Origin of the sequence: Thermoactinomyces daqus (genome assembly GCF_000763315.1) — a bacterium.
Taxonomy (GTDB): domain Bacteria; phylum Bacillota; class Bacilli; order Thermoactinomycetales; family Thermoactinomycetaceae; genus Thermoactinomyces_A; species Thermoactinomyces_A daqus.
In genome coordinates this window covers 1-18,603 of the sequence record NZ_JPST01000010.1, presented here as the reverse complement: position 1 = coordinate 18,603, position 18,603 = coordinate 1, and the positions used below count along the sequence as shown (strand labels likewise).

The window sequence follows — 18,603 nt, the reverse complement described above, 5'->3', positions numbered from 1 at the left end:
TTAATGCTGCCACCTTTTTGTTAACGGTAGTTGGTTTTTGCTTTCGGACTGTCTCCAAAAAGCTACGGTAATCTTGCAAGTCCTTTGAGCTAATCTCACGAGGGTCAAATTCATCACCTACGGTTTCTTCGTACCAAGAAATGAGATCCTTTAGTGTTGCTTCATAAGACCGTAGGGTTTCCTTCGATCTACCATCTTCCAAAAGCCAGTCTTTGAACTCGTTAATGAACATGGGGATGGATCGCCTCCTGTCGATTTATATTCTCGGAACAATTTTTCATATCTAATTATACCATATTCTCGGAACAATTTATATCTATTTTAATAAATATTATTCCGAGAATACCCATTCTCGGAACCAAACTAAAGTGTTTTTGCTCGTATTTGGGGTAGGAGGAGCATCGACCGATTTTAGTGCTATATCCCCAATAAATGGAAAATGAACCGATCTTTTATTTCGGGAACTATTTGGGAGTTGGTGACCTTCGCCACTATATTCAGAAGGAAGTGAGTCTGTACAACAAACATGTTCACAATGTTATGTTGTTGGATGACTATAACAACGTTTTAAAATACAAATAAAAGTGACTAGCCAATCGATTGAACAATAGTCAAAGGTCTAAGGGGCTGTCACGCCAAACCTTCAGGATAAGCTATGCTATATGTCATGAATTAAGAAAGCCAGGATCCAGGAGATAAAATGATGTTGTTACAATGTTCCCCCGTGTTTTTTTTGCATTATGTTATATCACAATTATTTATGATATAAAATCCACCTCCCCTTTCATGGGGTAAGTCCGAGATACGTGTAAAATATACAGTTGCAAATGGGGTAAGACTGAGTAATGACAGCCGTAAGAACCGACTATACAAAGCGTTTCGAGAGTTGGGGCGGGTAGTGCGAACCGTGTTTTTACTGGAATATATTTCAGACTTGGAGCTTCGCCAACAAATCACAGCTACCACAAACAAGGCTGAAGCTTATAATGGCTTTTCTAAATGGCTCTTTTTCGGCGGTGAAAGCATTATTGCTGATAATGATCCAGAAGAGCAAGAAAAGGTGATTAAGTACAATGATCTTGTTGCAAACGCAGTTATTCTTCAAAATGTAGTGGACTTAACAGCCGTGCTACGGGAGTTGACCAGAGAAGGATACGGAATCGAAAGTGAAGCCGTAGCTACTTTGAGTCCTTACATGACCAGTCACATAAAGCGCTTTGGTGACTATGTAATTGACATGGACAATGCACCTGAGCCCCCAGAACCACAATTAATCCTGCCAACTAGCATTGTGGAATAGCAAGTCATAAACTAACCAGCTCCCTTAACGTGAAACAGGCAAGGGAGCTGGTGTTATTTTGATTTGGAACAAATTTCTATTTATAACTGTATATTTTACACGTATCTCGGACTTACCCCTTCATGGGATGGAACACTTTTAGATTTTTCGATTTATATGCTCAGTTTCATTTAGGGGGTACTGGAGTATTCGGAATAATTTTTCGTGGCTCAGAAAGGCTTCTAGGGGTAAATCCGAGATAAGTCCAAAAACGGCACGATAGATAGAAAAAAATGTAAACATCAGTGATGCTAATGGTTTAGCGATGAAATATCTTGTCATGATCCATAAGGGATTATGACAAGATTTAAGGCTATATAAAGCAAAAACCGCTTGATTTTCAAGCATAAACCCGCAAAAACTCGTCGTAATCCACTAATTCACAAAAATACCCATCTATCATGCCGCTTTTGTGTTTACCTCGGACTTACCCCTTCTAGACCCCTGTTTTTATGAATCAAAAAGAAAACTGCCCTGTAATCGGGGCAGTTTTCTTTATTTCCGGGAACAGATTTGGTTCTGACGCTTTATTTCTTTATTCGTCATTCTTTTGTGTTTTATGTCCATCGGATTCAAAGACCTTAGCACATTTAAAAATATCAAAGGTCCATCTCACTTTTATTTTTCTAATCGAATTTTTTATCAGTTTTTGTCCAATTGATTATGTTGCTTTTCTTTTTTGGGGTGCTGGGTAGGGCAGGCCTATTTTATGGAACAGGATCCACCTTTTTTATCATATTCTTCAAAAAAGCGTTGGAGTATTTTTGCTGAAGGATAACTTGACATCGATGCGATTGCATTCGCTAATCCAATGGGGAATAATGCACCTTCATGTTTATGACTAATCAGTCCCGGCAATGTAGCAAGAATCCGTTCAAATCCAATTAAATCATTAATGTTGTATGGAAATGTGTCATCTTCGTTATATTCACCAGTTGGAACATTCAACACGATGTACGTTTTAGGATCCAGTTTTACATAAACCTTTTCACCCCAGTTTGTCTTTCTGCCATAAGGATTAGTCAGTTCTGGTGCTCTGTAAACTTCTCTCCGAACATATTCATGCGACAAAATCGCATAATTCAATTTTTCCCCTTTTTCTTTTGGTGATACAAATCGAGCAAGGGTAGAAAGATGATCAACAAATACCCCATTTTTCTCTTGTCCAATAATATGAATTGAACGACCTTGTTTTTTTGCATATTCTAAGAAAGCGCGGATATTAGGAACGAGCTTGGAATATTGCCCACGTAAAGTAAGTGGTCCATCTTTGATAAACAAGGATTCGTTAAGCAGGTTTTTGTCCGTGTGGTGCCAAGATAAACGAATCGCAGTAAACAACATAAGATGCTCCATTATAGACATATAAGCAGAAGCAATGCTTTCTGGAGCACTATCTTCACTCATATCCAAATGAAAACCAATCATGTCTGTCAAAAATACGGTTCCATTACATTTTGGACATTCATCCTCGTCCAAATCATAAGAAAGCCCAGGAATTTCTTTGTGGCAATGAGGACAAGTAAAGGATGGTGATGGATTTTTTTGTTTTGGATCCCATTTCATATATGCCAGCCATTTAAGGGTTTCATAGAAACTGCCTTCACTATCTATTTTTATCGAATCTCGGACAATATGTCTTACTTTTGTATAGTTGGATCCAACTTTTGTGCGAATGTTTTTTAGTGGGAAGACAGTGGCATGAAAAATACCACTGTCTGACATGATATCTTGAAGGATCAAAGGATGCGGATATTTTTTGTCTACTTTATCAATTCGAGCTTTGTCCAAAACCATCAAAGCTGTTTTTACAAAAGCAACTTCACGTGGTGGAAAATTGTCAGAAGCAACTTTCACATAAGATCCATCAACTGCCCAAATATTACGCAGAGGCTTTATATGTTCATCTGAAAACTCAGTCCATATCGTGCTGTCTATATCCAACTCAGTTTTGGATGCTTCAAAATCTTTAATTAGTGATCTGACCCATTCACTTTGAACAACATTCAAATGTCCAAGCTTTGATGCGGTTTCATAAGGAAGTTTTCCTCCTGAATAAGCCATTTTAAGCACCTCGCTGTTTTAGATTCGCGATTTTTTCTTTGAAAATTGGAGTTTGCACTGGAATAACGAATCTATGCGATAAAGTCAGCATTCGCATATATCCTGGTGTCTTGCTTTTCAATATCTCATCTTCAATGCCAGCATAAGCGATTTGCGTTTTGACGAGCGCATGAACCTCATCACTGGAGGACAAATGACCAACAAAGAAATTTTCTGTTTGAATCAATAGCTCTTTGTTAATCGTTGAAGGTGATTGAGTGGAATAGATCATTCCGATGTGAAATTTGGCCCCTTCTTTGGCAAATCGAGTGTAAACTCCAGTGAATTCCTTGTCATCAGGCGGGAATAAATTGTGAGCTTCCTCAAAGTAGAGTTGTACGTAATGTTCTCCAAGTGAATTTGTTACAAATTTTTCTTCTTGGCGGGAGAACACTTTTCGAGAAAGCATATCCGCAAAGTAACGTCGTATTTCATCGGTGGCATTTCCAAGATCCAGAATGACAGTTTTTCCTTGATCCAACAGATCAATGATTTCATTCGCAAAATCGCTGGCATGGGGATCATGGTAACTTTGATATGATCGAAGTATGCTTGGGCCTGATCCTGACGTTGGACTTAAGAAGTTTAATAATGCTTTGTCATCAGCATCAAAGATTGGCTCTCCACTACTTTTGCTTATCAATGCTTTACTTCTTGATTTCTTTTGTACAAAGTTCGCCATCACTTTGAGTTCCCGGATTAATTCATTCAAAGTATTTGGATTTTCTGGAACTTTCTCTCCTGCCTCTTTATAAGCGGCCTCTCGTAAATCTCTATTGAACTGTGGATTGAAACCATAGGCAGATCCACCCTTCAATTGAAAGGATAGTAATCGTTTTATATCTGGATCAAATCCCGCTTCTTTAAGAATAGCCCAATACATTTGAATTTTTCGGATAGGTCTGGTTCGTTCATTTTCAGGAAGTTCCATGATTTCTTCGATGCTTGGCAATTTCACACTGGAAAAGCTCTGGATGTAGTTCGATGTTTTGTTGTTCTGCTGCAATAACGATCCTAAGATTTCGATACACGATTTAGGCTGTTCATAGAAATTTAACCGAAGAGGCTTGCTCGGTGTTTCTGGCCTTGGAACAAGAGCATATACAAAACAATGATCGGCGTAAGCAGAACGAAGAGACATGTTTCCATCTTGGTCGTTGTCATTGGCATATTCTCCATTGATATCAAAAATGAGCTGTCCAACATTCCCTTTTTCAGCCGTTGCTTCAATCATTCCTTGAGCCAACAATTTCACCACATTGGATTTACCAAGACGTGTTTTACCAAACATGGCTGTGCGGCATCCCATGAAATCTTTCATTGAAATAATAACTGGAGTTTCCATCGCATCTATTGTCAATTGACATTCTGTAGGACGGAGTTTGCCTATTTCAAATTGGAATTCATCTTTTACAATTCCATTGACAATTAAATGTAGTAAGGTATCATCTGGCGCAAATACTTCATAACGATGGGGACTCACCACATTATTTACATCTCCAGAAAACATCAATTTGCTTGAATCATTTGGATTAGGATAAAACATTCCGAGAATATTGCAGTCGAGCGTGCCCCATTGCAAATCATTTTGGATCCAGATATCTAATTCAGGCATCGCTTTTTTGTGCAGTTCAAAATAAGTTTGTTGCTCCTGATTTCTTAGCGGTGTTGTGGCAACTCCGGTCACACGTAAAAGAATAAAGTGATAAGGCAATTTACCGAAATCATTGGGAACCATGATCAAAAAAGAACCACGTGGGATCCCACCTACAGCCATTTTATATGGATCGCTTGTGATGATTTTAGTCTTGTCATAGCCTATTTCTAGCACATAACCCACAAAACGCATTCTTTCTGTATCCCTGGCATCCTTCAGATTTTTCTGCTGCTCAAGAAAAAGCCGAAGATTGAAAAGCGGACTGTTTTGATTGGATATGTTGTTCAATAAGGAATTGATTGTCATTTGTCTTTGCATCAAGAAGACCTCCTATTTATTTAAAATGACTACTTCCTCAAAACGGTTTCTTTTGTTTGGATTGGCACAAATCGAACTATAACGGGAAATTGTTTCAATTCGGAATCCTTTTTCGAAATACAAATCTCTAATCGATTCGTGATTTGCATTTGTTGATATAATTTTGGATCCACGTTTAGCAGCACGTTCGAGCGCATTTGCCAATCGAATTTGATCGTTCCAAGAAAAAAGTTTCTCGTTGTATTTGATAAATCCATTTTGATTATGCCTTACAGTATAAGGCGGATCAGCAAAAACGAGATCATCTGGGCCTGACTGATCAATAAGAGTTTCAAAATCTATGGCGTAAATTTCTGCAGTAGAAAGGACATTCGATACACTTTCAAAATCATCGGTTTCAAAGATGACAGAATTACGTGTTCCTTTTGGAACGTTAAATTCTCCCTTTTTGTTCACTCGGTAAATACCATTGAAGCATGTCCGATTTAGATATATGAATCTGGCGGCCCGATCAAAGGGATTTATTGGTTTTGATTTGCGAATTTCATAATAGTAATTCTCGTCGTCATCATGTTTCTTTTTATGACATATCAGTTTTTCTTCTACAAGTTTCCAATTATCACGAATCGCTATATACGTAATAATCAGTTCCTCGTTGATATCACCCAAAATGGCTTGTTTAGGCTGCAAATGAAAATAAACAGATCCACTTCCTAAAAAAGGTTCTATGTAGCGATTATATTTGTTCGGCAGAAAATCACTATAATGCTTTACAAACCATCGTTTTCCACCAACCCATCTTAGAAAAGGATCTACTTTGATCGGTTTATCTAATTCAATAGTATTACAGATCACGTTTTTACCTCGTTTCTGTTGTGCTTATTCCTATTAGAAAAATGACACGATGAAATTGCCCCTGAGAGCTAATATTTCGTCTTCTGAGCGATGAAAGCCAAAACCCTTGATATTACTGAGGTTTCGGCTTTGTTTTTTAACCCGTTTGAATCGGGTTAAGGATTCCCATCGCCACTTCCGTAATGATAAAGGTGACGTGATCACAATTCCAAACCACGGCAACCCAATCAAGGCGGTTTACATGAAGGTGTCCTACAGCGTATAGGAGAAAGGGAGTAATCCCTTTCCTCAACCTTATTTTATCCTTGCTAAAAGAGTATGGCAAACAAAGACCTTTCTTATCACATGCCCTTACCGTATACTATTCAGGTATCAGAAAATTCATCCATATTTATTTGACATTTCTTTCGATTACTAATAAAGAGTGAGAGGAGGAGCAGAGGGGAGGAGAAGAGAACCGGTCAAGCGGAGACGAAGGCGAAGCGCTGACCGGTTCGCGTCTGGCCGGGATCGTATTAGGAGGTATCGCTCCGGTTTCTTCCCGCCGAAGTAAAGCTGTGGCGGGCTTTTTCTTTATTTTCCCAATTGATATAATAGTGGCAAGGAGGCAGCGTAAATCGGTCACAAACCATCTTCCGTTTTCTTTGGAAAGCTCCACTTCATAGGGATAGGTGACTTCCATCCCGGAATTGGCTTCTTTCAGATGGACCAGTGCTTGAGCTTCGTAGTGATTACCTTGTTGGACGGCTTCCAACTGGTCAATCGAAAGAAACTGCATGGACCCGTTGTATCCATGAATCGGTTTCGTCGTTTGGGTCAAGTAGCTGATTTCGCTATCTTTTCCCTCGGCGTAAACCTTGAAGAAACTCTCCAGTGCGGTTTGGATTTCCGATTCCACTTGTTCCTCGACATCCTGACCTTGCAGGGGTGTCTTCTTCCAGGCATCCCCTGGCTTTGTGGGGAGTGGAACAAGATAGGGAGTGTCGATGACAACGAAATGATTCTCTCCCTTCGCCAGAATCGGGACGGCTAAGATTTTCCGCTCAGAAAAATAGTCATTTTCATTCTTCGGGTTGAAGTAATCCACGATCGCGGAAACATAAACGATGCTTCGATGATTTCCCTCTGGTTCCGCATCTCCGGCTTTTACCTCTTCCGGACGTGCATGCCAAGAGAGGGAAGAGAAATCAATGCCGGCCTGAGGGTCGATCCCTGCCGCAAGATAAGGTTTCAACCGATTCGCCCGCTGTTCTTCCAGCCCGACACTCCACTTGAAGTATTCATGCGCAAAGGTTTCGGCAAAGGCTTTGGCGTTACCGGATGTTTCCCATGCCGATTGTTTTTGCTCGATGACGGTCGGGGCTGCCGTGCTGATATTGAACTGCCCGGTTGCCCAAAGACCGATGGCAGCCGTGCTGATAATCGTACTCGTGGCCAGCAACCCCCACAGTGCAATTTTCTTAAATTGCAACGGGGTTGTTGACGGTAGATGGGGTTTTCTCATTCAAGCCCCCCTCCTTTCGCGTGATACTCTGCGTGAACCAGCTCCGCAAAGACGATGAATCGCTTGGGAGCGGGTCCGATAAAGGTAAACGGATAACAGGTCACGAGCCGCAATTCCGGGTGTGGTGCGGTCGAGACGATAATTGTCCGGTCATTTTTATCAACGACGGTGGTTTTCGTCACCCGGTAGGTAAACCGACCCGCACTCGTTTTAATCAGAATGTCATCCTGAACGCGAATGTCCTTCAATGCCCGGAAGAACTGGTCACGATGTCCACCAATCACACAGTTGTCCGCTTCACCGGGCAAGGCACTGCGGTCATAGTGCCCGGCTCCGATCGCCAAGTCGTTCTCATAGCTTCCTTGAATGATCGGGACATTCTGGATATCCAGTCGCGGAATCGTGAGCTTTCCGATCTCGGTTCCTTCTTCAGGGATTGAAGAATATAACCGTTGCTTCGTCTTTTCTTTCGCATGAACCGGTTTTTCTATCACTTTGGACGCAGAGAAAGAAGAAGGAGCCTTCCACCAATAAGGAAGGCTTTGCTTCGTAACTCCATATAGGAAAGCGCTGATACCGACAACAATAATTGCTCGGGTGGCCAGCTTAAACATGCTTCAGCCACATCCGGCGAGCCGCTTCGAGTTGCCCCCCTCCTGCAATCAGGAGCAAACCGAAAATCGCAATGGAGACCGAATCCCCGGCTGTTTTGGGCAAGTCTCCACCGTTTTCTGTTTTCCGCAGCGGCGTGGTATCGATCTCCTTGGGCGTGACCGAGTCGGTGTTCACTGCGACAGGTTGTTCCGCCTCTTTCGCCGAAGGAGAGGAAATCTCTTTGACCCGCTTCAAAGGTTGGGATTCATGTACTCCTTTGGCAGAGAAGGTTTGGATTGAAGCCGGTTCGGCATGAACTGTAGTCGTTGGTGCTTTGACAGGAGCAGTGGTGTGTTCTGGCTCCTTCTTTTCGATTGGCTGATCGACCTTTTGAGGTTCTTCCCTCTTCTCTATCTTCTCTTCGATCGGACTGGGTTGATTCGAAATCGGCTCTACTTCTTCACTCTCGGTAGAAGGTTTCGGTTGAAATCCTGTGTCTTTTTTGGGCGTTTCCTGCAAAACCGGGCTTTCACTTGGCTCTGATTGAGACCGAAGCAATGGCTCGGAATGGAATCGGTGAAATAAGTGTTTTAAGTGCTTATGCGGAACGTTCGGTTCGTGTCCAATCTGTGGTTCCAGGATGGGTTCAGCATAAGCTGGAACCAAGCTCCCGAATGCCAAACCAACGGTGATGACCCCGCTCGCAAGTGGAATCATCGCTAACCTTCGCATCCGTTGCCTATTTCTCATTTGTTGCAACTGATAGTTGTCCGTTCGTGTGGTATCCCATAAATCAAGTACTCGCTTTGGATCGTGCGGAGTTCGGCGGGTTGTATCCCACAAATCGAGTATTTCTTTTTCGTTCAACCAGCATTCCCTCCCCCATTCGTCATTCTTCAATAATGGCGACCACTCTCGACCATCCAGCACTTGCATTAGCAATATTTATGGGAAACGCAGATACTTTGAAGCCAAACGGTTTAGGAATCTGATCCAGATTGGCTAATTTCTCGATTTGACAATATTCCTTCTCCCTTCCAACAAGGTGCGCTTCCCAGAACTGAACTTCTCCTTTTTTGGCCTCTTCTGCCATACGATCCAGTGGCCGGTCAATTCCCCAAGCATCAATCCCAATCATCTTAATGCCCTGGTCAATAAGCCATTCAACAGCTCCCTTGGTTAATCCAGGTTGTTTGAAGAAATATCCAGGTGTCCCAAAATGTTTAGAAGCACCTGTATGGATCAGGACAATATCATAAGGTTTTAGTTTATATCCGATTCGATCTAATTCTTTTTGCAGATCTTCTTGAGTGATGCCTTCACCAATCTTTTTATGCCTCATATCAAAAACAACACCGTCTCCATAGCACCAGTGAAGAGGAACTTGATCAATTGTCCGGGCTGGTTTTCCATCGGAGATAGGACCATAGTGATAAGGCGCATCGACATGTGTTCCAGAGTGGGTGTTAAGTATCACAGTCTCTGTTGCCCAAGCCAAACCATCAGGCCAGTATTTTTGATCTAGTCCCAATATTTTTTTAGGTAAATGTATACCTTGCTTATGGTCGTGATAATGAATTTGATGTTCTTTTATTTCATATCTGCTGGTCTCATTAGACAATCGATCACTCAGGTCAATCAATGTTACTCGTTTTCCATTTTTCTCATAGATTTCTTTCATTTGTTTTCTCCTAGTCTGTATTGTTAATATGATTTATGGATGATTGTATATCTTCATAATCATCCGATCAATTTAGTGGCGTTTTAACTGGAATTATACCAATGTATTCTAGAATTTAACCCAGCTGTAAAGCGATCAACATTAAACAATGTTTAATTGCAGTTTTAAAAACTAAAATTCCACCTTAATAGAAACACTGGTAACACATAAAACACTTTTTAAAGGGTGAAAAATAATGAATGACTTATTTTTATTGAAAATAGGTGAATATTTTCGTCAGATTCGAAAGGAGAAAAATCTTCGGCTCGAAGACTTAGCAGAACCTGGTATGTCTGCCAGCACCATTAGCAATATTGAACGGGGCACGAATCACAATATTAAGACAATGAGAAAGCTTGCTAAAAAATTAGGTTATTCTTGGGAGGAATTGATAAATGAACTAAAATCACAAAAAAACGATGTGAAAGACGATGGGAAAGAGTATATTAGAATGATGGCAGCACATACTTGGATAGACTTACTCAAATCTCAAGAAGGAATGGGATATCTCCCCGATAATTCAAGTTATCAAGCTGCTACTCCTTATTTTAAAGGGCTTTTCTATATGAAAAGGAATCAACTAGAAAAAGCCTCCCAACAGTTTTTGGAGGCCATTCGACTAACAGATGAACGTCAAGACCTGTCACATCTGAACGGAAAATCTATGTCCTATCGGTTTTTGGCCAGAATTGCTTATTTGAGAAATGAATTTGAAAAAGCTTTAGAGTTAGCCAAAAAAGGATTAGACTGCTATATTCCGAGCGAAATTCGGGACTTTCCTTATTTTAGATTGAAAACTGACCAAGCTATATACTTGTACAAATTGGGACGGATCGAAGAAGCTTATTCAGAAGCTAAAAAAATTTGGGATTTACGCTCTAAAATTAGTTATGTAAATGTTTTGATGGAAGCAATAGACATCTATTCACGTTGTTTAAGACACAAAAAGATGTTTAAGGAAGGACTCGAAGTTTTATCAGATGGCATCTACATCGCCCGTTTAAATGAATCACATGATGGAGCATATATGTTGTGGACTACTATGGGGGAATTTTTCAATTCGATAGATGATCCTGAAGAGGCGAAGTATTGTTTTGAAACCTCTATTCATTTAGCGGAACATGTTAACAACAAAGAAATTCTCCCTCCGACATACCGTTTGTTAGGGGAAATTTACAGCAAGGAAAAAGAATGGAGTTTGGCCGAAGAATACCTTTTAAAAGCCATTAAGTTGAGTAAACATATTGAAAATAATCGTGATTTATTCGCCGCTCTTAAATCTACGGGTGAGATGTATTTACTTCAAGAAGATTATGCTATCGCAATTCAGTATTTCGAACAAGCTCTCAAAATAGCAAAAAAACAGAAGGAAAAGGATAAAGTAGAAGAGATCTTATATTTCATTGCGCAAAGCTACAAATGCTTGGGGATTACCAAATACTATACTATCCTTGATGAACTGATTACATTAAGATTTTCATCCGCCAAATAGAGGCATGAACTTAAAGCCCTCTCCTGATCGGAAGGGCTTGATTAGTCATTGATCATGTTTGTGATCAAGGCTATTTGATTGAATCCATTATTTAGACATTTCTTGTTCCTTTTGGGCCGCTACTATTACTTTCACTGAACATATTCCTCTATGGAAAATGATACAATTTAAGAAAACGATGGAGGTTGCACAATGCTCTCGATAAAGGAATTAAAGCAACCAAAGCATTTAAGCAGTATTCGTTTCAATCCAACAAAACAACAAATCGCCCGGAAGTGGGAAGAGATGCGGAAGGTAAATGAGGTCGGGTATGTAGATCTTGAAGATGAGGAGTTTATCTATACATGTTATGAGAAAGTCAAAATGCTTCTTTTCAAAGGGTTCCGCGAAGATTTTGAAGAACCGATGACGCCCCGCGAGATGAAAATTTGGCTTGGCCAAAATGCAATTGCATTCGGAAACATGCGGGATAAAAAGATCAGAAATGTGTGGATTGATCTTCGAGAATGCTTCATGCTCCTTTGGGAAACCGGCCGCTTGGAAACAGATGAAAACGGAATCCTCACATAAAAAAACCATCCCCGAAAGGATGGGCCATTTTTTTACCAACCGCTAAACCAACCGCCACCGCTGCCTTTGTCATCATCTTTATCGTCGTCATCATCCCACCAGCTTTTCGACTTTCCCCGGTTGGCAAGTTCCAAAGCCTCCCGGATTTTTCTGTCGTACTCTTCAGCTTCTGCGCGGAGACGTTCTTCCCGTTCGCGCTCCTTTTGGCGACGGCGTTCCTCTGCTTCGCGTTCTTTTCTTGCTTTCTCGATGTAATAATCATCAAGAATATTTTTATTTGCTTCCTCAAACGCTCGACTGCTTCCGCCTTTAAAGAATTTTTCAAACAACCCCATGATGCTGGTCCCCCTCGTTGTTCGCTTTTGCAACCGTTCCGTGTTAAACTGTCTTTATAGCAAAACTTTCTTCATTTGCTCTCTCCAGTGCCTTCGGAGGGAGCTTTTCTTTGACTGTCGGCTTCGCGGTCCGATCCGCCTTATGAGGTGCGGTCGGTTTGGCCGTCCGATTCATATTCTCCAGTTCCCTAAAAAGCGGAACCGATGGCGGAATCGGACCATCAGGTTTTTTCTTCCGAGGCATCGCTCCAAGTCCTCCTTACGACCGCGGCGGGTCGATATCAAGGTCGAACTCATACGGATCTTTAGAAACAACCCGATCATAAGGTTCGGGTTCGCCAAAGAGTATGCGATTCATTAGATATCACCCCTTTCAATTTCAAATTCTGTGACTTCGCCAGCTTTAACATATGCGGGTCGCTGCGATATAGGTATGTGTTCGAATGGGAAAATAGGTCTGCGAAGTCTTTCCTTTCTGCGCCGCTTGCTTTCGCGGATGCCGTTCACAATAGTTGTTCTCAAAACAACGTCTTCGTAAAATGCTTGTTCAGCCTCGCTCATCTCTGTTTGGTTCACCGCCTTTCCATCATCGGTTGTTTAACTTCTGATTCTATGCTAGCATGCTATATAGATAGCTGTCAATATTCTTTTCAGAAAATTTTTGTCCTAATTCGTGATATCATGATAGCAAGAGACTTGCACGGAAAGGAGCCGATTCATGGAAGAAAAAAAGGTCATCTATGTACGAGTTGACAAAGAAACCCACAAAAAGTTTGCGAAATATGCCATTGACTATGATTCAAACATGAACGAAATTATCGAAGGTATCATTCAAACAGTATTAGAAACTGGCTTGTCGCCAAAAGAAACCTTGTCTGCAATTCAGGCGAAAGCGCAAGAAAAGCCAGGGGAATAATTGCCCTGGCTTTAAACAGTTGCAAAAAATCTTATTTTGAGTGACAATCTACTCAATACCAAGTTCTTTCTTGGCTTTTTCAATCGCCGGACGCAAAGCATCAATAGTGAACTCCTGAAAGAAACCTGTGTTTTTGCGAAGTGGGATGCCAAGTTTCTTTGCAATTTTCTCCATGTCCTGACGCATTTCTCGTGGTATGCGGATATTATGCGCGACATGAGTTTCGTATTTTGGTTTTTTCTTGTACTTGCTTAAAGAAGAGCTTACTTTAGGTTCTGTTTCTTTGTTTTCAACAGGTTGATCCTCAGTGATTGGCTGAGGGTCTTTTTCTTTTTCGGAAACAGGTAAATTAGCTGACTCTTCCTGCTTTGCTTGCTCTTTTTGTTCTTCTGTTTTTTCCTCTAAGCCACCCAATTCTTTAAATGGATCTCCATATCCGTCAAGTCCTTTACCTCGTGCCATCCAAAATCTCCTCCAACAGATCAAAGTAAATTTTTGAATGTGGTCCTTTGGGATCAGCCAAAACGTGTGGCATGCCAAATTTGGCGACTGCATCAGCAAACCGAATCGTCTCAGGTATTCGTGTTTCAAACAAGCGAATACTTTTTCTGTGGCAGAAAATGCTCGCATTCAATAAGTAATTTGAATGCAAGTTGGTTTGCGATCGGACCATATTGGCGATGACACCTTCTACTTTTGCATGTGCGCCTATCTTTTTCTGTGCTTCTTCAACCACTTCAAGCACCGCAAGTAATCCCTTAACGCTGTATTTCTCCGGTTTAAAAGGGATGTACAAACGGTCAGCTGACTTAATTATATTGATAGCTACTGTTTTCAAATCCGGAGGCGAATCGATCAATATGTAGTCGTACTGATCGCGGATCTGATTGACCACCTTTTCAAAAAAGCCAAACGGGTTACGCCCGTTTAGATTAGGCAAAACATCTAGCTCGAAATAGTTCATGTCTTTGTTACCTGGAAGTAAGTTTAAATTCGGTCTTAAGTTGATGATTGCTTCGTTTGCCGGCAAATCGCCAACTACACAGTCATATAGCGTGTTTTTAAAATCCCTTGGATCATGGTTGAAAGCAACTGAGCAATTTCCTTGTGCATCGCCATCAATGATCAATACCTTCTTTTCTGGATACCTCAAATTCAGAGCGGAAGCAAGCTCCACAACAATCGTTGTTTTCCCCACGCCTCCCTTGTTGACGATAAACGCCAATACTTCCCCCAATATCCTCTACCTCCCTTAATATGGTAGACGCATGTCCAGTTTACCACAGGTAAAAAATCCATGAAACACGCAGAAAATCAATGAGGTCAGATAATGATTGAAACATTATTGGTAGTATTGATCTCGATAAACATTTGTGAATGGTTTCAACATCCAATTCAGATAGTTTGTCATATACCATTTCAAACAAATTTTATGTATTGTTTTATAACCTTATATCAATATTGCTAGCAAATTTAATAGTTAATACCAATGTTGCTAGCAAGTTTTATAGCAAATATTGTTGATATGTAAACTTGATCTGTGTTATGATATTACGGAATAAACAAACAAATAAATCTTATAAGGAGGTTGATTACATTGGATAGATCAATGCTAATAAGAGCCCTAGAACGAATTGCGCTAAGCGATGAGGTAGCAAAGATTACAGGATACGATGAACGTTACATTCCAACTTATATAAAAAGGGGTAAGGTTCCACAGCCAATAGGAAGGTTGGGCCGATATCATGTATGGGATCGAGAAGATTTGCTTACATGGGCTAAGGAAAAATGTATTGAAGAATAGTTGCAAAAAAATAAAAAGCCCTGGACGATCGGCACATCGCCCAAGGCAAACCAACACCTTAGAAGGAGTTGATTGAAACGATGAAATGGTATCACAAATGGCGGGAAGAAGCAATGGAACAATACCAAGCGGGATATTATCCTCGTCATTCCCGGACGCCAAATCTGCTGGTTTGTGGATTGTATAAATTGGGTTATCTTATCGCTGACTTTGGTCCGATGTTGATCAATCTCTTCGATACAATTTATACCAACATCCGAAAGCTGTTTGCTTTCATTGTGGGGTTGTTGATCGAGACATCTACGGTCATTGTCTTGTTGGGAACCATCGTTTTTAGCATTTTTCATTCGATTGAACTCTTGCGCAGAGCAGGAGCAACCGGAGGGATGGAATACATCGGACTCGTGATGTTTGAAGTGGTTTTCATCTCTTCGACTGCGATTTTGACAAAGTGCGTGGCGAAGAAGAAGAAAACGAAACTCACTTGGTTGGGTATTGTTTTCTCTGCCTTGGGGTTCATTATCGGGATTCTTTTTGTTGAATGGTCAAATATCTCTGGAATGGCTCATACCCGGACAGGGCAAATTATTGGATTTACCACTCCGATTTTGCTAATCATCGCGGAAGGGATTCTCGCCTATCAGCATCTGAGCCAGTCAGAGGAAGAGGACGAAACCCGAGTGATGGAGATCATCCAACGGAACCGGTTGACAGTCGAGGATGTCCGACGTGCCATCCAGCTGTACCTGAACCAGAAGACGGACAGTCAGACAGGGTCAATCGGACAATGAGGAACCAGACAATCAGACAGAGTCCATCGGACACCCAGACACCAAAACCGGACAGTCGGACAAAGATGAATCAGACAGTCAGACAGAACAAGTCGGACAATCAGACACTACCAACGGACAAAGTGAATCAGACAACCAAAGCTTAGTAAACCCTGGCGATTCCCCAACGGATGAAACCATCGGACAATCGGATACCCATGAACAGACAGTGGAGAATCAGACACTCACGTCCGAACAAATCGGACCAATAACGGACGGCCCAAAATCGGACAGTGAAGAAACCGGACATACCTCATCGGACACTTTCAAACAGTCGGACGCCTACATCGGACAGACAAAATCGGACAGCGATTCAGACAGCCACATCGAACAAAAAGCAAATCAGACACCGGGCAACAATCGGACAACCAGACAGTCCGATAAGAAAACGGACACTTCCAAGAAAGAGAAAAAATCGGACAAAGTGGTTCAATTCAAGAAAAAGAAATCAGACAAACAGACACGGGGATTGTCGGATGAAGAAATCAAGAAAATGGCCGAAGAGTTTAAATCCGAAAACGGAAAATTGCCGAGCATTCGAAAGCTTGCAGAAATTGCGTCCTGTTCCAAATATAAAGCAGAGAAAGCCATTAATGAATTAAGAGAGGCACAATGAAGGCGAAACGGGGGATTCGTCCCCTGTCTGGAAGGGAGTGGTCGCCCTTTCACTGATGAGCCAGACCAAAGTAAAAGACGCTCGCCGGTATCACTGGGAGCGTCAAAATCTTCTTTCTCTTATTGCTGATTCTACCAATCAATGCTAGAATTGAGCCAATGAAACGGAAAAACGGCTCCGATCCCCTCCAAGAGATGAGCCGCATTCCGTTCCGCATATTCAACTATTCACTTCCCATTTTACCCGCCAATTTGCCTTTTGGCAACCATCTATTTTTGTTAAAATAATGGGAAATTGCGCGAATTGCGCGATGGATATAGCGGAACAAGCGAGTGCGAATCCTCTTCTTGGTGGCATGGAGCCGATCAGGGGGAGGATTTTTTTATGGATAAAAAGGATCAAATTATTCTCAATTACAAACCGGACAACTATAACGCGGTGGACATTTTCAAATACGATCTTCCACGAAATCTCAAGTATGTCTATAGCTACCTTGAACGCCACATAAAAATCGAAGGCAGCCGCTGCCCAATCAAAGAGGAAATCGCTTATTATACCGACTTTGGTAAGCGTGCTGTTGATGAAATCATCAAAGAGCTGGAGAAGGTTGGGTTAGTAGAAATTATTCCGCAAATTGAATCCACCGGACAAAAAAGTAACATTTACCTTCTCAATCATCCGGATCAAGTAGGTATAAAAGAACTTACTCCGTTTGTGGAAGTCCACGCCAAAAAATTGGCAGAAAAGAAGCAAAGGAAGAGTGCAAAAAATGCACCCCGTAAAAATAGCGCTATGCAAAATTTGCATTCCGGGGGTGCAAAATCTGCACCCCGCGAAAATCAAGGGGTGCAAAATCTGCATGGCCGGGATGCAGAAAATGCATCCCTAAACCCCGAGATCGCCGCAACCCAGGAAAATCAAGGGGTTTTAGAGGGCGGGATGCATAATCTGCACCCCCTTACTAGTACTAGTAGTAGTTTAGTTAGTTTAGTTAGTAATATGATCGACGACGAATCAATTTCAGACGAAGAAATCATTCAAGTGATCTACCAGAAGTACATAGGTGAATCGCTTACTTTTGAGCAAGCTGAAAAAATGGTAGAAGTCGCATTCAAACAAAATTTGTCCTGGGAAGAAATTATTGAAGAAGTCAAATACACGACATCTAAAGCTAAGAAAAATCCTTCTGGGCATCTTTATAGAAGTCTAGCTGCTGGTGGTTACTATAAAACCAAACTTGAAAAAGAAGCAAAGAAAGCCAAAGAAGAGCAACAAAAACCCAAACGCCGTCTTGTTCGCAAAAAGACCGGAAGTGATAAGTTGCCTGAAATGCTTAAACAGCATGAAGGCGAGCAGGATCAGAAAGAGTTGGTTGATCCAGAAGACAAAGATCGAAAAATAGCGGAGCTGAGAGCTAAAATTGAGCAAATGAGTCAACGGCACAAAACTCCGGTGTTTTGATGCTAGGGGATCTACTTAAAAGTGCGTAGAAATTTTCGATTTTAGGGGTGTTTTTGGGTCGGGGATAGGTAAATGTGCCCCGAGGTAATTTTCGTCGCTCTACGGGGCGCACAGACCCCTGAAAATCGATTCTGGATATCTTAATAGTATATCCATGAATCCGATTTTTATGCCGGAAGGTGTGGTCTAGGTACGTATTGAAATCCATAGTGATTGGCACGCACAAAGGGTCTTCACGATCGGAGGTAGCACGGTGGACGACAAATACTTATCTTTGCTTGAAAAGCTCGATAGAAAAATGGATCGACTTAACGACAGATTAGACGGAATCGAGCAGGATCTAGTTTTTTTGAAAGATCAGACGTTAACCAGACAAGAAGCTTTAAGCATGATCGAAACCCTTGAAGGGATCTCGGAAGCCGTTGCGCAACAGGCAGCCACAAAAGCAGAAGACAAAGCGGACGCAACTTATGAAATGCTTTCCTCTCT

Annotated in this window: 21 protein-coding genes, 1 other RNA gene and 1 pseudogene; 9 read left to right on the top strand and 14 right to left on the bottom strand. The window is 41.4% G+C overall.

Annotated elements, in window-relative coordinates; genetic code table 11:
- Window positions 1-232 (bottom strand): phage integrase N-terminal SAM-like domain-containing protein (locus JG50_RS0104645; RefSeq protein ID WP_033099956.1); only part of this gene is annotated, 232 nt, incomplete at its 3' end.
- Window positions 233-835: 603 nt separating this feature from the next.
- Between JG50_RS0104645 and JG50_RS0104640 the strand changes: the two are divergent.
- A pseudogene (locus JG50_RS0104640) lies at window positions 836-1,300 on the top strand (Tn3 family transposase); the annotation flags it as partial.
- A gap of 741 nt (window positions 1,301-2,041) precedes the next feature.
- On the opposite strand, the gene JG50_RS0104635 reads toward JG50_RS0104640, so the two are convergent.
- The 8 genes from JG50_RS0104635 to JG50_RS0104605 form a co-directional block, all read right to left on the bottom strand.
- Window positions 2,042-3,403 carry a hypothetical protein gene (locus JG50_RS0104635; protein WP_033099954.1) on the bottom strand — a complete coding sequence of 454 codons (1,362 nt, stop codon included), beginning with the start codon at window positions 3,401-3,403 and terminating at the stop codon, window positions 2,042-2,044.
- A gap of 1 nt (window position 3,404) precedes the next feature.
- Window positions 3,405-5,417 (bottom strand): ATP-binding protein, encoded by a 2,013-nt coding sequence (locus JG50_RS0104630; RefSeq protein ID WP_235281606.1) that lies wholly within the window; start codon window positions 5,415-5,417, stop codon window positions 3,405-3,407.
- 12 nt (window positions 5,418-5,429) lie between these two features.
- Window positions 5,430-6,272 (bottom strand): DNA adenine methylase, encoded by an 843-nt coding sequence (locus JG50_RS0104625; protein ID WP_235281604.1) that lies wholly within the window; start codon window positions 6,270-6,272, stop codon window positions 5,430-5,432.
- A 136-nt stretch (window positions 6,273-6,408) separates the two neighbouring features.
- Window positions 6,409-6,564 carry a hypothetical protein gene (locus JG50_RS19955; RefSeq protein ID WP_160173805.1) on the bottom strand — a complete coding sequence of 52 codons (156 nt, stop codon included), beginning with the start codon at window positions 6,562-6,564 and terminating at the stop codon, window positions 6,409-6,411.
- Window positions 6,565-6,663: 99 nt separating this feature from the next.
- Window positions 6,664-7,776: a conjugal transfer protein gene (locus tag JG50_RS0104620; RefSeq protein ID WP_033099953.1), complete on the bottom strand. Its 1,113-nt coding sequence runs from the start codon at window positions 7,774-7,776 to the stop codon at window positions 6,664-6,666.
- A complete protein-coding gene (locus tag JG50_RS0104615; RefSeq protein ID WP_052154000.1) occupies window positions 7,773-8,390 on the bottom strand; it encodes a class D sortase in 618 nt (205 codons plus the stop codon). The genes JG50_RS0104620 and JG50_RS0104615 overlap by 4 nt, the downstream gene beginning before the upstream one ends.
- Window positions 8,383-9,237: a hypothetical protein gene (locus JG50_RS0104610; RefSeq protein WP_033099952.1), complete on the bottom strand. Its 855-nt coding sequence runs from the start codon at window positions 9,235-9,237 to the stop codon at window positions 8,383-8,385. The genes JG50_RS0104615 and JG50_RS0104610 overlap by 8 nt, the downstream gene beginning before the upstream one ends.
- Before the next feature lie 22 nt (window positions 9,238-9,259).
- Complete coding sequence (locus tag JG50_RS0104605; RefSeq protein ID WP_052153999.1) at window positions 9,260-10,051, bottom strand: cyclase family protein; 792 nt, start codon at window positions 10,049-10,051, stop codon at window positions 9,260-9,262.
- 235 nt (window positions 10,052-10,286) lie between these two features.
- Between JG50_RS0104605 and JG50_RS0104600 the strand changes: the two genes are divergently transcribed.
- Window positions 10,287-11,582, top strand: coding sequence for a helix-turn-helix domain-containing protein (locus JG50_RS0104600; RefSeq protein ID WP_033099951.1), 1,296 nt, complete (start codon window positions 10,287-10,289; stop codon window positions 11,580-11,582).
- Between the two features lie 192 nt (window positions 11,583-11,774).
- The gene (locus JG50_RS0104595; RefSeq protein WP_033099950.1) at window positions 11,775-12,152 is read left to right on the top strand and encodes a hypothetical protein; all 378 of its coding nucleotides are present in this window, start codon (window positions 11,775-11,777) and stop codon (window positions 12,150-12,152) included.
- 32 nt (window positions 12,153-12,184) lie between these two features.
- On the opposite strand, the gene JG50_RS0104590 is transcribed toward JG50_RS0104595, so the two are convergent.
- The 3 genes from JG50_RS0104590 to JG50_RS0104580 form a co-directional block, all read right to left on the bottom strand.
- The gene (locus JG50_RS0104590; RefSeq protein ID WP_033099949.1) at window positions 12,185-12,487 is read right to left on the bottom strand and encodes a hypothetical protein; all 303 of its coding nucleotides are present in this window, start codon (window positions 12,485-12,487) and stop codon (window positions 12,185-12,187) included.
- 43 nt (window positions 12,488-12,530) lie between these two features.
- The gene (locus JG50_RS0104585; protein ID WP_033099948.1) at window positions 12,531-12,731 is read right to left on the bottom strand and encodes a hypothetical protein; all 201 of its coding nucleotides are present in this window, start codon (window positions 12,729-12,731) and stop codon (window positions 12,531-12,533) included.
- A gap of 113 nt (window positions 12,732-12,844) precedes the next feature.
- Entirely contained in the window at window positions 12,845-13,063 is a 219-nt protein-coding gene (locus tag JG50_RS0104580; protein WP_152568481.1) for a hypothetical protein, read from the bottom strand.
- Between the two features lie 142 nt (window positions 13,064-13,205).
- Here JG50_RS0104580 and JG50_RS0104575 point away from each other — a divergent pair, with 142 nt between their 5' ends.
- Window positions 13,206-13,403, top strand: a complete 198-nt coding sequence (locus tag JG50_RS0104575; protein WP_033099946.1) for a hypothetical protein — start codon at window positions 13,206-13,208, stop codon at window positions 13,401-13,403.
- A gap of 48 nt (window positions 13,404-13,451) precedes the next feature.
- Here JG50_RS0104575 and JG50_RS0104570 read toward each other — a convergent pair whose 3' ends face one another.
- Together JG50_RS0104570 and JG50_RS0104565 are read right to left on the bottom strand one after the other, a co-directional pair.
- Window positions 13,452-13,865, bottom strand: a complete 414-nt coding sequence (locus tag JG50_RS0104570) for a hypothetical protein (protein ID WP_033099945.1) — start codon at window positions 13,863-13,865, stop codon at window positions 13,452-13,454.
- Window positions 13,852-14,640 carry a ParA family protein gene (locus JG50_RS0104565; RefSeq protein ID WP_052153998.1) on the bottom strand — a complete coding sequence of 263 codons (789 nt, stop codon included), beginning with the start codon at window positions 14,638-14,640 and terminating at the stop codon, window positions 13,852-13,854. Before JG50_RS0104565 ends, JG50_RS0104570 begins: the two co-directional genes overlap by 14 nt.
- 647 nt (window positions 14,641-15,287) lie before the next feature.
- Here JG50_RS0104565 and JG50_RS0104555 point away from each other — a divergent pair.
- From JG50_RS0104555 to JG50_RS0104540, 5 genes are all read left to right on the top strand, one after another.
- Window positions 15,288-15,998 (top strand): hypothetical protein, encoded by a 711-nt coding sequence (locus JG50_RS0104555; RefSeq protein WP_033099942.1) that lies wholly within the window; start codon window positions 15,288-15,290, stop codon window positions 15,996-15,998.
- Between the two features lie 208 nt (window positions 15,999-16,206).
- Window positions 16,207-16,653 (top strand): hypothetical protein, encoded by a 447-nt coding sequence (locus JG50_RS0104550; protein ID WP_033099941.1) that lies wholly within the window; start codon window positions 16,207-16,209, stop codon window positions 16,651-16,653.
- Window positions 16,654-16,723: hammerhead ribozyme type II (locus tag JG50_RS19230), an RNA gene on the top strand. It abuts the gene before it with no gap.
- A 314-nt stretch (window positions 16,724-17,037) separates the two neighbouring features.
- Window positions 17,038-18,114: a hypothetical protein gene (locus JG50_RS0104545; RefSeq protein WP_033099940.1), complete on the top strand. Its 1,077-nt coding sequence runs from the start codon at window positions 17,038-17,040 to the stop codon at window positions 18,112-18,114.
- A 253-nt stretch (window positions 18,115-18,367) separates the two neighbouring features.
- Window positions 18,368-18,603: hypothetical protein (locus JG50_RS0104540; RefSeq protein ID WP_033099939.1), on the top strand; the 236-nt coding region annotated here is incomplete at its 3' end.